This window comes from Pseudoxanthomonas winnipegensis (assembly GCF_004283755.1).
Taxonomy (GTDB): domain Bacteria; phylum Pseudomonadota; class Gammaproteobacteria; order Xanthomonadales; family Xanthomonadaceae; genus Pseudoxanthomonas_A; species Pseudoxanthomonas_A winnipegensis.
Genome location: NZ_SHMH01000004.1, coordinates 72536 through 85568, shown reverse-complemented (window position 1 = coordinate 85568; position 13033 = coordinate 72536). Strand labels below are relative to the sequence as shown.

13 protein-coding genes are annotated in these 13033 nt (G+C 70.5%); 12 read left to right on the top strand and 1 reads right to left on the bottom strand.

Annotated elements, in window-relative coordinates; translation table 11 throughout:
• Positions 1 to 36 precede the first annotated feature (36 nt).
• The 8 genes from EAT51_RS08945 to EAT51_RS08910 all read left to right on the top strand — a co-directional run bounded on the left by EAT51_RS08945 (position 37) and on the right by EAT51_RS08910 (position 8657).
• On the top strand, positions 37 to 3174 hold the full coding sequence (locus EAT51_RS08945; RefSeq protein WP_130517103.1) for a TonB-dependent receptor: 3138 nt from the start codon (positions 37 to 39) through the stop codon (positions 3172 to 3174).
• Positions 3175 to 3262: 88 nt separating this feature from the next.
• The gene (locus EAT51_RS08940) at positions 3263 to 4024 is read left to right on the top strand and encodes a Slam-dependent surface lipoprotein (RefSeq protein WP_130517101.1); all 762 of its coding nucleotides are present in this window, start codon (positions 3263 to 3265) and stop codon (positions 4022 to 4024) included.
• A 182-nt stretch (positions 4025 to 4206) separates the two neighbouring features.
• On the top strand, positions 4207 to 5619 hold the full coding sequence (locus EAT51_RS08935; protein ID WP_130517643.1) for a surface lipoprotein assembly modifier: 1413 nt from the start codon (positions 4207 to 4209) through the stop codon (positions 5617 to 5619).
• Between the two features lie 65 nt (positions 5620 to 5684).
• Positions 5685 to 6290 (top strand): biliverdin-producing heme oxygenase, encoded by a 606-nt coding sequence (locus EAT51_RS08930; protein WP_130517100.1) that lies wholly within the window; start codon positions 5685 to 5687, stop codon positions 6288 to 6290.
• Positions 6291 to 6321: 31 nt separating this feature from the next.
• Entirely contained in the window at positions 6322 to 6702 is a 381-nt protein-coding gene (locus EAT51_RS08925) for a YbaN family protein (protein ID WP_130517098.1), read from the top strand.
• A 46-nt stretch (positions 6703 to 6748) separates the two neighbouring features.
• Positions 6749 to 7483 carry a tonB-system energizer ExbB gene (gene exbB / locus EAT51_RS08920; protein WP_228257864.1) on the top strand — a complete coding sequence of 245 codons (735 nt, stop codon included), beginning with the start codon at positions 6749 to 6751 and terminating at the stop codon, positions 7481 to 7483.
• An 8-nt stretch (positions 7484 to 7491) separates the two neighbouring features.
• The gene (gene exbD, locus EAT51_RS08915) at positions 7492 to 7917 is read left to right on the top strand and encodes a TonB system transport protein ExbD (protein ID WP_130517096.1); all 426 of its coding nucleotides are present in this window, start codon (positions 7492 to 7494) and stop codon (positions 7915 to 7917) included.
• On the top strand, positions 7914 to 8657 hold the full coding sequence (locus tag EAT51_RS08910) for an energy transducer TonB (protein WP_130517094.1): 744 nt from the start codon (positions 7914 to 7916) through the stop codon (positions 8655 to 8657). The genes exbD and EAT51_RS08910 overlap by 4 nt, the downstream gene beginning before the upstream one ends.
• 24 nt (positions 8658 to 8681) lie before the next feature.
• Here EAT51_RS08910 and EAT51_RS08905 read toward each other — a convergent pair whose 3' ends face one another.
• Positions 8682 to 9542, bottom strand: a complete 861-nt coding sequence (locus EAT51_RS08905; RefSeq protein ID WP_130517092.1) for a YicC/YloC family endoribonuclease — start codon at positions 9540 to 9542, stop codon at positions 8682 to 8684.
• A gap of 103 nt (positions 9543 to 9645) precedes the next feature.
• Here EAT51_RS08905 and rph point away from each other — a divergent pair, with 103 nt between their 5' ends.
• From rph to hemW, 4 genes are all read left to right on the top strand, one after another.
• Positions 9646 to 10374, top strand: a complete 729-nt coding sequence (gene rph, locus EAT51_RS08900; RefSeq protein ID WP_130517090.1) for a ribonuclease PH — start codon at positions 9646 to 9648, stop codon at positions 10372 to 10374.
• On the top strand, positions 10371 to 10757 hold the full coding sequence (locus tag EAT51_RS08895) for a VOC family protein (RefSeq protein ID WP_130517088.1): 387 nt from the start codon (positions 10371 to 10373) through the stop codon (positions 10755 to 10757). The genes rph and EAT51_RS08895 overlap by 4 nt, the downstream gene beginning before the upstream one ends.
• Entirely contained in the window at positions 10757 to 11353 is a 597-nt protein-coding gene (gene rdgB / locus EAT51_RS08890; RefSeq protein WP_165421949.1) for an RdgB/HAM1 family non-canonical purine NTP pyrophosphatase, read from the top strand. Before EAT51_RS08895 ends, rdgB begins: the two co-directional genes overlap by 1 nt.
• A gap of 81 nt (positions 11354 to 11434) precedes the next feature.
• Positions 11435 to 12628 carry a radical SAM family heme chaperone HemW gene (hemW, locus tag EAT51_RS08885; protein ID WP_228257883.1) on the top strand — a complete coding sequence of 398 codons (1194 nt, stop codon included), beginning with the start codon at positions 11435 to 11437 and terminating at the stop codon, positions 12626 to 12628.
• Positions 12629 to 13033: the final 405 nt, after the last annotated feature.

Sequence of the window (13033 nt, the reverse complement as noted above, 5' to 3'; positions counted from 1 at the left end):
TTCTCATCTTTTATCCTCCTTCTGCCTGGCGACCGCATGCCCACCGCCCCCTCCGCCGCGCGCACCCGCGCCGCGCCGCGCCTGACCCTGCTCAGCAGCACCCTCTCCCTGGCCCTGCTCAGTGCGGGCGCCCTCGCCCAGACGACGACGCCGACGCCCAGCGCTGCGGCATCGGACCGCCACGCGATCGACCTGGAGGCGCAGCCGCTGCCGCAGGCGCTGCTCAAGCTGTCGGCGCAGACCGGTCTGCAAGTGCTGTACGGCGGCCGCATCGGCGACGGGGTGATCGCCCCCGCGGTGAAGGGCGACTACAGCGCCGAGCAGGCGCTGCAGCGTCTGCTGCAGGGCAGCGGCCTGATCGCGCGCCGCACCGGCGTCCATGCGATCACGCTGGAGCAGGCCACCGCGCCCGCCGGCGCGATCGTCACCGATACGCTGAAAGTGGCCGGCGACAACCGTAGCGCCGGCGGCGAGGCCCGCGACCAGCGCGGACGCGACGCGGTCTACGACCTGGACCTGTCCAGCGCCTACATCGGCCGCACCGAGGTGGAGCGTTACAAGGGCACCACGCCCTCGGACCTGGTCAAGGGCGTGGCCGGCGTCTTCAGCGGCGATGCGCGCAACAGCGGCGCACTGGATCTCAACATCCGCGGCATCCAGGGCCCCGGCCGGGTGCCGGTGAGCATCGACGGCACCGAACAGGCGCTGACGGTGTGGCGCGGCTACAACGGCGCCAGCAACCGCAACTACATCGACCCGTTCCTGATCGGCGGCGTCCAGATCCTCAAGGGGCCCTCGCTGACGCGCAACGTCAACACCGGCATCGGCGGGGCGATGGTGATCAACACCCTGGACGTGGACGACATCCTCGATGCCGGCCAGCGCTTCGGCGGTGAGCTGCGCGTGGAGGGCAGCAGCAACGCGACCCGGCCGCGGTTGCCGACCCTGCACACCGGTCAGGACTACCGCACCGTCCCGGATTTCCCGCAGGCCACACCCAACATCCCCTACACGGACCCGACGCTGATGATCAAGCCGAGGGGCGGCGGCGGTGGCTACAACGTGTTCAGCGGCAAGGACGTCGCCTATCGCCTGGCGCTGGGCTGGCGCCCGACCCAGGACCTGGACCTGCTGGCCGCCTACGCCTATCGCGAGCGTGGCAACTATTTCTCGGGCAAGCACGGCGCCGGCTACTACAGCCAGCCGAGGAGCTCCTCGGCCGACGACTACATCCTGTCGATGGCCAATTACTGGCTGCCCGGCAACGAAGTGCCCAACACCTCCAGCCAGATGGAGTCCTGGCTGTTCAAGGCCACCTGGCGCCCCACCGACAGCCAGGCCCTCCAGCTGGGCTATCGCGACAGTCTCTCGCACTACGGCGAAGTGATGCCCTCGCGCATCATCGAGTCCAAGGACCGTGCCGCCATCCAGTGGCCGTTGAGCCGGGTCGATGCCCAGGCCTGGAACCTGGAATACACCTGGCGCCCGGCGGACAGCCGCTGGATCGACCTGTACGCCAACCTCTGGCGCACCAGCACCGAAAGCGACACCTACACCGCCGGCGGCTTTCCCAACTTCGCCAACCCCTATTGGCAGACCGGCGACGGGGCCAGCCCGATCATCCGCAACACCGCGCTGGCCAATGCCAGCAACGCGCGCAACGGCCTGACGTTTAGCAACAAGATCGCCCTGGCCGACACGCTGGATCTGACCCTGGGCGGCAGCTTCCAGCACGAGAAGCTGCGCTCGCGCGACCCATACTTCGGTACCAGCGACGGCTGGCGCATGTATCCGCGCGCGGGCCGGCGCCAGGAGTGGCAGGCCAACTTCAACCTGGAATGGCGGCCGGTGGATTTCCTGACCCTGAGCGGCGGCGCGCGCTATGCCAGCTACTGGGCCTTCGACGACTTCCTGGCCGCGCACCCCGGCCAGATCAGGCAATCGGTGGCCACAGGTTACGACGTCCACTACAAGACCACCGAGACCTATACCCAGCAGCAGCGCGAAGCGCTCGTGGCCGACAACATCGCCGGCTACAAGGAGCTGCTGGACCTGGGGATCTTCACGCAGGAGGAGTACGACGAGTTCGTGGCCTTCGAATTGAGCAACGTCCCCACCACCTACCAGGTGGACCACCATGCGGCGTGGACGCCGGATGGCAACGGCGACTACACCAAGGCCGGCAACCCCTGCCTCAACGGCTCGGTGGCCGCAATGCCCGGCACGGCGGGGATCACATGCTTCTCCGACCAGGTGTACCACACCATGGAAGGCGAGGCGCGCAAGCGCAAGGACCATGGCTGGGTCCCGTTCTTCTCGGTCACCGCCCATCTCAGCGACGACAGCCGCGCCTACTTTCGCTACGGCGAAACCCTGCGCTATCCCAGCATGTTCGAGAGCACGGTGGCGTTCTCCGCCTCGCTCAATCCGTGGAATCTCAAGCCCGAGCACGCCTACGACTGGGAACTGGCCTACGTCCACGACTTCGGCCCGCAGCTCGGTACCGACACCATCGCCGACATCAAGCTGGCCTACTACGTCAACAAGACCCGCGATGTGATCGAACGCGATCCCAGCTTCAAGTTCGACAACATCGACAAGCAGATCATCCGCGGACTGGAGTTCCAGGGTCGCTACGACAGCGGCAGCGTATTCACCGACCTGGGCGTCAGCTACACCCTGAAGAACCAGGTCTGCGATCAGACCACCGCGGCGCGGCTGAGCGTGACCAACGGCTACGTCATCGGCAGCGGCAGGATCGTGCCGAACTGCGTGGACTACGGCTTCGTCGGCGGCTACCTGCTGACCCAGAGCACGCCGAAGCTGTCGGCCAGCTGGTCGCTGGGAACCCGCCTGATGCAGCGGCGCCTCGAGCTGGGCAGCCGCGTCACCTATTACCGGGAGTACCGCAACCAGGACCTGGAATGGTTCCGCGACAACTCGGTCCAGAAGGAGCAGGGCGCCGGCCGATTGGTCTATACCTTCAACGTGCCGTTCTCCTGGGGCAATACGCTGCTGCTGGACGCCTACGCGCGCTACGCGTTGCGCAAGAACCTGAGCCTGGAACTGGGCGCGACCAATCTCACCGATCGCTACTACGTCGACCCGGCCACGCGTTCGGCCATGGCCGCGCCGGGGCGCACGCTGAAGCTCAGCCTGACCGGGAGATTCTGAATCTCCCGCACCACCGATCAAGGAGCGTGACCGTATCGGACATGGATGTCCCCCCCTTGTTCCAAACCAACCAAGAAGGATCCATCGCATGAACATGAAACACACTTACGCCGCACTGCTGGGGCTGGCCATCGCCGGTGTGCTGGGCAGCGCGCAGGCGGCGACATTCGCTGGCAAGTCGAGCAACGAGGGCTACGCCAAGGTCGGCGAGTCCACCGTCAACGGCGGACCGCACCACGCCGGCCTGGCCGGCATCGCGGTGAACTCGACCGGGCTGGACAAGCCGGTGGATTTCCAGGGCCTGTCGCTGTACGGCGGCGTCGGTTCGGTCAAGGTGCTGAACTTCCCCTACAGCGGCGCGCCGAGCAGCCATGACAACCTGGGCGTGTTCGCCTTCTCCCAGGTCGGCAGCCAGGACGTGTGGTTCGGCGAGTGGTACTCGCGCAAGGACAACGCCGAAGGCCTGGACACCCACACCGTGTACTTCGTCGGCGCCAATCCGGACACCAGCGTGCCCACCTCCGGCACCGCCAGCTACAGCGTGGTCGGCCTCAACGACTACAGCGTGGGCAACCAGTTGACCGGCACCTTCACCGCCAACTTCGGCACCGGCCGCCTGACCGGCTCGATCCAGAACAGTGCCGGCTTCGCGGTCAACATCGGCGCAGCCACCATCAACAGCGACGCCAGCATCTCAGGCACCACCGCCACCGCACGCCAGTCCGGCAGCGTGGTCGCGTCCGGTGGCGCGGTCTCCGGGCAGTTCTATGCCAACCAGTCCGCGCTGGCCGGCATCGCCGACTTCGCCGGGGTGAAGTACGACACCGCCTTCGGCGGCGCCAAGCAGTAAGCCTGCCTGGTACGTCCAAGTTTTCGATCCGCACCCGAGCAGGACACGCCGCGACGATGCCAGTCCTGCTCCGCTTTCGCACCGATCCGTCAATGCCTTGCCCCTTCTTCGCGCGCCGACGCCGCGCCCTCGCGCTCGCCGCGCTGTCGGCATGCCCGTGGCTGGCCGCCACTTCCGTGGCCATGGCCCAGTCGCAGGACGACACCCGGCGCATGCTCGAGCAGCGCGACCAGCGCCAGGCCATCGAGCGCGAACGCACGCTGCTGCAGGAACACGGCGAAGGCCAACGCCCGTCCATCGTCATCGATGGCAAGTCCTACGTGGTCGCGCCGACCGCCAACGACGTCGGCCGCGCCCTGTACCTGTCGCTGCAGCACCGGCAGTGGCCGGCGGTGCAGCGCTTTCTCGCCGAATACCTGACCCTGCCCGATCGCGATCCGTTGCTGGTGCACTACGCGCAGGGCGCGGTCGCGCGCAACGACGGCCGCTACCGCGACGCCGAGCGCGAGTACCGCGCGCTGTTGGCGCTGAAACCCGACTTCCTGCCCGGACGCCTGGAGCTGGCGCGCGTGCTGTTCGAGGACCAGCAGGACCGCGAAGCCGAGCAGGCCTTCGCCGCCATCGCCGCCTCGCTCGACGCCGGCGATCCCAAGACCGAAGGCGTGCGCAACAGCGTCGCCGGCTTCCGCCAGGCGCTGGCCAACCGCCGCGGATGGAACGGCACCGTCGCGCTCGGCCCGGCCTGGAGCGACAACGTCAACCGCACTTCGGCCAGCTCGATCTGCCTGCTGTCGCTGGAAGGGCGCTGCTACTTCAGCCGCAGCACACCCGAGGCGATCACCGCCTTCGGCCTGGATTACGACGCCAGCGCCGAACGCCGCCTGCCGCTGCGCGGCCACCACGGCCTGTATGCGCGCGCGCTGCTGTTCGGTCAGGGCTACCGCGACAACAGCGCCTACAACGAGCTCACCGCCTTCACCCAAGCCGGCTACAGCTATCGCAGCGGACGCCACAGCCTGGCGCTGGCGCCCTCCTTCGACTACTACGCGCTGGGCAACCGGGCGCTGTACGGCGCCTGGGGCGCGCATGCGGAGTGGAGCTGGACGCTGTCGCCGCGCGCGCTGCTCAAGCTGGAGGGCGACTGGAAGGACCTGCGCTATCGCCGCCGCGAATACGCCGCCAGCTACGACGCGGTCGTGCGCAGCGCCTATGCCACCTATTTCCGCAGCCTGGATGCGCGCTGGACGGTGTTCGCCGGCGTCGACGTCAGCGGCAGCGCCGCGGTGCGCGACACCGAGGCGTATGTGCAGCGCGGCGTGCGCCTGGGCGGTTCGCTGCAGTGGCCGGCGGGCGTCAGCGCGGCGCTGTTCGCCTCCTACCGCTGGCGCGACTACGGCGCCTACAGCGCGGCGCTGGGCGCACGCCGCCACGACACCGAACAGGGTTACACCCTGGTGCTGCGCGCGCCACGGCTGGCCATCGCCCGCTTCACGCCGCTGCTGACGCTGCGCCACAACCGCGTCGGCAGCGACGTGGACTGGCTGTACAGCTACCAGCGCAACACGGTCAGCCTGAAGCTGGAGCGTGCGCTGTGACGGCGCCGTCGCATCCCGATCCGCGCGCGGCGCACCCGACCTTCCCCCCACCGAACCCCGATGCCATGACCGACCCGCTCACTCCCACCAGCCGCGCCCAGCGGCTGAAGGCCGCCACACAACAGGCGCATGCGCGCCTGGACCAGTGCATCATGGCCGCCCAGCCGTTCGCCTCGCGCGACCGCTACACCCGCTTCCTGCAGGTGCAGTACCGCTTCCACTGCGACATGGAGAGCGTCTACGCCAGCCCGGTGCTGGCCAGCGTGGTGCCCGATCTGGCCCAGCGCCGGCGGCTGCCGCTGATCGTCGCCGATCTGCACGACCTGGGCGGCACGCTGCCGGCCGATGCGGCGACCGCGCCGCGCCCTGACGGCTATTACCCCCGGCAGGTCGACGCGCTGGGCTGGCTGTACGTGGCCGAGGGATCCAACCTGGGCGCGGCGATCCTGGCCAAGCTGGCGGCGCGACTGGAACTGCACGCGCAGTTCGGCGCGCGGCATCTGGCCGGCGCGGAAGAGGGGCGCGCACGGCATTGGCGCCAGTTCACCGCGGCGCTGGATCGGGTCGCCCTGGATGCCGAGCAGGAGCAGGCGGTGATCGAGGCCGCGCGCGCGGCCTTCGCGCAGGTGCAGGCCTACGTCGACCTGCATCTGCCGGTGGCGGCACAGTGAAGCCGCGGCACCCGCGCGGGCGGCGGCGCGCGTGAGCCGCGCGCTGTGGTGCGGCCTGGGCCTGCTGATGCTGGCGCTGGGCCTGATCGGCGCGCTGCTGCCGGTGATGCCGACCACCATCTTCCTGATCCTGGCGGCGTACTGCTTCTCGCGCTCCTCGCCGCGGCTGGAAGCCTGGCTGCTGTCGCATCCGCGCTATGGCGCGACGCTGCGCCTGTGGCGCGAGCAGGGCGCGATCAGCCGCCGTGGCAAGTGCCTGGCCGTCAGCGGCATGGCGCTGGGCTATCTGGTGTTCTGCTGCGGCGCGCATCCACGCGCGGCGCTGGCGCTGGGCGTCGGCGCACTGATCGCCGCCAGCGCCGCCTTCGTGCTGACTCGCCCGGCGCCACGCGACGCGCCGCCGCCGCGATGAGCCTCCCGCAATCCCTACCCGCTTCGACGACGTCCCGGAGACGCCCATGCCTGCCGTCCTTGCCTCGACCGCCCCTCCTCTGCCATCCGATCTCAACGCCTGGCAGATGTTCCTGCACGCCGATCTGGTGGTGCAGGCGGTGATGGTCGGCCTGGCCATCGCCTCGGTGGCGACCTGGACGGTGCTGCTGGCCAAGCGCCGGGAGCTGACGCGACAGGCACGCGCGCTGCGCGCCGCGCGCGAGGCCTTGCGCCGGTCGCAGCAGCTGATCGAGGCCGAGGCGCATCTGGCGCTGGGCGCGCACCCGGCCCGCGCGCTCCTGCACGAGGCGCGCGCCGAGCTGAGGCAGTCGGCCGATCTAGATGACGCCAACGGCATCAAGGAGCGACTGGCCTCGCGCCTGGAACGGGTGGAACTGGACTACGCGCGACAGTGGCGAACCGGCATCGGGCTGCTGGCCAGCATCGGCGCGACGGCGCCGTTCGTGGGCCTGTTCGGCACGGTGTGGGGCATCATGAACAGCTTCGTCGGCATCGCCCGCGCCAATACCACCAGTCTGGCGGTGGTGGCCCCGGGCATCGCCGAGGCGCTGCTGGCCACGGCGCTGGGCCTGGTGGCGGCGATTCCGGCGGTGGTGATCTACAACCATCTCGCGCGCCACCTGGCGGGATTGCGCCAGTGCATGGGTGATCTGTCGGCCGGCGTGCAGCAACTGGTGTCGCGCGATCTGGACCGCCGCCATGCCGCCCTGCCCGCGGCGGCCGACAGCGACGCGCGGTGAGGCCGGCCATGGCGATCCGCACCGCACGCGAGCCAGACGATGCACCGGAGGAACAGCATGCGATCAACGTCACCCCGCTGATCGACGTGATGCTGGTGCTGTTGATCGTGTTCATGGTCGCCGCGCCGCTGGCGACGGTGGACGTGCCGGTCGAGCTGCCTGCCAGCACGGCCGAACCCAGCGCGCGCGAGCGCGACCCGATCTACCTGAGCCTGGGCGCGGACCTGCGCCTGCGCCTGGACGATGCGCCGATCGCCGCGCAGGCGCTGCAGGCCGCGCTCGACCGGCGCAGCGGCGGCGAGCGCGAGCGCCGCATCTTCCTGCGCGCGGACCGCACGGTGGCCTACGCCGACCTGATGCGGACCATGGACGCGCTGCGCACGGCGGGGTATCTGAAGGTCGCGCTGGTCGCGGTGGAGCCGTCGGCGCGATGAGCGTGGACGCACCGGCGCCGGCGCTGCGCCGCTGGCTGCTGAGCCTGGGCCTGGTGCTGGCGGCGCATGCGCTGGTGATCGTCGCGCTGCTGGCCTGGCCGGCGCGTACGCCGCTGCCGCCGCCGGCCGCACCGCCCCAGGCGCTGATGCTGGAACTGGCGCCGGCGCCGCGCGCGCCGCCAGCCGCGCCGAGCGAGCTGCCCCCCGGCCCGACACAGCGCGCGCGCCAAGCCTCCGCGCGCGCCGCGCCGCCGGCGCGTCCGACACCGCCGCCGGCGCCCGTCGCGCAGGCGCCCGCACAGCCGCAGACGCAGCCTGCGCCCACGCCCGCGCAACACGAGGACGCGACGTCGGATCAGGCCGCCGCGCAGGCCAGCGCACCGCCCAGCATCGCCGCGCCCGCTGCCGACGCCTACGCCGCCGCGCAGTCGCTCGCCGGCGCGACGGCGCAGGCGCACGTCACCTGGCAGGCGCAGCTGCTGGGCCATCTGCAGCGCTACAAGCGCTATCCGCGCACGGCGCAACGGCGCCGCCAGGAGGGCGTGGTGCAGGTGGGCTTCGCGGTGGATCGTCGCGGCCATGCCAGCGAGGTCCACGTGGTCCAGGGCAGCGGCCGCGACACGCTGGACGCCGAAGCGCTGGCCACCGTGCAGCGCGCCGATCCCCTGCCGCCACCGCCGGCGGACCTGCCCGGCGATCCGGTACGGGTGGTCGTGCCGGTGGAATTCTTCCTGCCCTGAGCGCGGCCGGCGCAGCGGCGCGGGTTACTCCAGGTTCTGCACCTGCTCGCGGATCTGGTCGATCAGCACCTTGAGCTCGACGGCGATGTTGGTGGTGCGCACGTCCACCGACTTGGAGCCCAGGGTGTTGGCCTCGCGGTTGAACTCCTGCAGCAGGAAGTCCAGGCGCCGGCCGACGGCCGCCTCGCCCTTGAGTACGCGGCGGATTTCCTTGATGTGGCTGTCCAGGCGGTCCAGTTCCTCGTCCACGTCCAGCTTCTGCAGGGACAGCACCAGTTCCTGTTCCAGGCGGCCCGGGTCGGCCGGCTGGGCCAGCTCGGCCAGGCGCGCCTCCAGCTTCTGGCGCTGGCCGGCGCGGATCTGCGGGATCAGCGTGCGGGCTTCGGCCGCGCGCGCGGCGATGGCGTCCACGCGTTCGGCGATGGCCTGGGCGAGCTTGCCGCCTTCGCGCTCGCGGGCATCGACGAACTGGTCCAGCAGCCGTTCCAGCAGCGCCAGCGCGGCCGCCTGCAGCGCCTCGGCATCGAGCGCCCGGCTGCGCAGCACGCCGGGGAACTGCAGCAGCTCGGTCAGGCTGGTGCGCAGCCCGGGAAAGCGCGCGGCCAGCTGCGCGTTCACCGCCGCCAGGTCATCGACCATGCCCTGGTCCAGGTGCAGGCCGCCCTCGCCTTCGGCGGTGCGCAGGCGCAGCACCAGATCCAGCTTGCCGCGGCCCACGCGCGCGGCCACGCGCTCGCGCAGCGCCGGCTCGAGCGCGCGCAGCTCGTCGGGCAGGCGCAGGCTCAGTTCCAGGAACCGGTGGTTGACCGCACGCAGTTCGGCGCTGAGCGCGCCGCCGTCCACGGGCTGTTCGACGGTGGCGTAGGCGGTCATGGAACGGATCACGGCGGGGCTTTTCCGAAGGGCGAAGAGGGCGTGGATGGTACCCTAGGGTGCCTGGCCGGCCGGTCTCCAGATCGCCGCCCCTCCTCAAGCAGGCATCCCACGCATGACGTTTTCCCGCCCCAGTGGTCGCACCGCCGACCAGCTCCGCCCCGTGTCCATCCAGCGCGGTTTCACCCGCCATGCCGAGGGCTCGGTGCTGGTGTCCTTCGGCGACACGCGCGTGCTGTGCACCGCCTCGGTGGACAACAAGGTGCCGGCCTTCCTGCGCGGCAAGGGCGAGGGCTGGGTGACGGCCGAATACGGCATGCTGCCGCGCTCCACGCATACCCGCTCGGACCGCGAGGCCGCGCGCGGCAAGCAGGGCGGGCGCACGCTGGAGATCCAGCGCCTGATCGGCCGTGCGCTGCGTGCCTGCGTGGACCGCGGCGCGCTGGGCGAACGCACCATCACCCTGGACTGCGACGTGCTGCAGGCCGATGGCGGCACGCGCACGGCGGCCATCACCGGCGCCTACGTGGCCCTGGTCGATGCGATCAACGGGCTGAAGGCGCGGCGCGAGATCAAGCGCGACCCGATCTTCGGCGCGATCGCCGCGGTGTCGGTGGGCATCTACAAGGGCGTGCCGGTGCTGGACCTGGACTATGCCGAGGACAGCGACTGCGACACCGACATGAACGTGGTGATGAACGACGGCGGCGGCTTCATCGAGGTGCAGGGCACGGCCGAGGGCCATGCCTTCCGCCGCGAGGAGATGGACGCGCTGCTCGGCCTGGCCCAGGCCGGCATCGCCCAGCTGGTGCAGGCCCAGCGCGACGCGCTCGCCCAGCCGTGACCCGACGCATCGCCCTGACCACGCTGGTGGTGGCCGACTACGACGAGGCGATCGCCTGGTACACCGGCAAGCTGGGCTTCGCCCTGCTCGAAGACCTCGACCAGGGCCACAAGCGCTGGGTGGTGGTCGGCCCGAGCAACCAGCGCGCCGCGGCCCTGCTGCTGGCCCGTGCGAGCGACGAGCAACAGCGCCAGCGCATCGGCGACCAGACCGGCGGGCGCGTGGGCTTCTTCCTGCACACCGACGACTTCTGGCGCGACCACGCCGCCATGACCGCGGCCGGCGTGGAATTCCTGGAGCACCCGCGCGAGGAGGCCTACGCCACCGTCGCGGTGTTCCGCGACCTGTATGGCAACACCTGGGATCTGCTGGAGCCGAAATGATCAAGCGCCTTGTCCTGGCCAGCGGCAATGCCGGCAAGCTGGACGAATTCGCCGCGATGCTGGCGCACCTGCCCTACGAGGTGGTACCGCAGAAGCGGCTCGGCGTGGAGGACGTGCCCGAGACCGGCCTGACCTTCGTCGAGAACGCCCTGATCAAGGCGCGCCACGCCGCCGCGGTCACCGGGCTGCCGGCGCTGGCCGACGACTCCGGCCTGATCGTCGATGCGCTGGGCGGCGCGCCCGGCCTGTACAGCGCGCGCTACGCCGGCCAGCCCACCGATGACGCGGCCAACAACGCCAAGCTGCTCGAGGCGATGCGGGACGTGCCCGACGACCAGCGTCGCGCGCGCTTCTACGCGGTGATCGTGCTGCTGCGTCATCCCGAGGATCCGCAGCCGCTGATCGCCGAGGGCGCGTGGGAAGGCCAGATCACCCGTGAGCTGCGCGGCAACGGCGGCTTCGGCTACAACCCGCTGTTCCTGGATCCTGACCACGGCCTGACCGCGGCCGAGATGGACACCGCGCTGAAGAACCGGCTGAGCCATCGCGCCCGCGCGCTGGAAGCGCTCGGCCAGCGTTTGACCACGCTGTTCTGATACCGGCGAGCCTGGCCCGATCCGATGCTTCCCGTGGCACCCCCTGTCGATTCCGCCGACGCCCGGCCCGATGACGCGCGGCTGTTCGATCCGCTGCACGCGGCCCAGCCCGCGGACGTGAAGCTGATCCCGCCGCCGCTGTCGCTCTACGTGCATCTGCCCTGGTGCGTGCGCAAGTGCCCGTACTGCGACTTCAACTCGCACCAGGGCAGCGGCACGCTGCCCTTCGATGCCTACATCGACGCGCTGATCCGCGACCTGGACCAGGACCTGCCACTGGTCTGGGGCCGCACGATCCACAGCGTGTTCTTCGGCGGCGGCACGCCCAGCCTGTTCCCGGCCGAGCACATCGACCGCTTCCTGCAGGCGGCCAGCGCCCGGCTGCGCTTCGCGCCCGAGTGCGAGGTGACCCTGGAGACCAACCCGGGCACGGCCGAACACGATCGCTTCGGCGCCTATCGCGCCGCCGGCGTGAACCGGCTGAGCTTCGGCATCCAGAGCTTCGACGATGGCTGCCTGCAGCGGCTGGGCCGCATCCACGACAGCGCCCAGGCCGAGCACGCGGTCAAGCTGGCCCAGGACGCCGGCCTGCACAATCTCAACCTGGACCTGATGTACGCCCTGCCCGGCCAGTCGCTGGCGATGGCGCTGCACGATCTGGAGCGCGCCTTCGCCCTGCAGCCGGCGCACGTGTCGCATTACCAGCTCACGCTGGAGCCCAACACGGTGTTCTTCGCCCGGCCGCCGCAGGGCATCCCGGAGGAGGACGACGCCTACGACATGCAGGAGGCCTGCCAGGCGGCGCTGGCCGGCGCCGGCTATGCGCACTACGAGGTCAGCGCCTACGCCCGCCCGGGACGGCAGTGCGCGCACAACCTCAACTACTGGCGCTACGGCGACTATCTGGGCATCGGCGCCGGCGCGCACGGCAAGATCAGCTCAGGCGCGGGGCAGAGCATCCTGCGCCGCTGGAAGGTCAAGCATCCGACCACGTATCTGGCCAGCGCCGGCACGCCGGCCGGCATCGGCGGCGACGACGAGATCGCCCCGGCGCGGCGTCCGTTCGAATACATGCTCAACCTGCTGCGGCTCAAGGAAGGCTTCGCCCTGCGCGACTTCCAGGTGCGCACCGGGCTGCCGGCCGCGCATCTGGCCACGCCGCTGGCCCAGGCGCAGGCCAACGGCTGGCTGCAGGTCGAGGACGGGCGCGTGGTGCCCACGCCGCTGGGGCTGCGCTTCGCCAACGACGTGATGGCGCTGTTTCTGGAAGGCTAGGCGCACCGCCTTCGCGCGTCCCCATCGCGCGCGCTGTCGCTTGGTGGGAGCATCTGTCTCTCGGATCAAGCCGCGGCCTCCTTGTAGAGCGGAGCTTGCTCCGCTGGGGCCTTCCCCACCAACCGAACGAAGAGCAGCGGAGCAAGCTCCGCTCTACAGGTGGGAGCCGCCATTGCGGCGATGGGGCTTTCCCGGTAGAGCCTCATCGCCGCCATTGGCCGAAAAGGCCACAAGGGCGGCTCCCACGAGGCGCAGAACTCAGCGCCGCGATGACCGGCTGCGGCGCATCCCACCGGCCAGGCCAAGACCCCTCGCAGTGCGGCCATTGTCGGCCTTCGATGGCGTTGTGTTACAAAACCGCCGCAAAGCGCATGACCGCACGGGAACCCGATGGTCGCTCCAGGG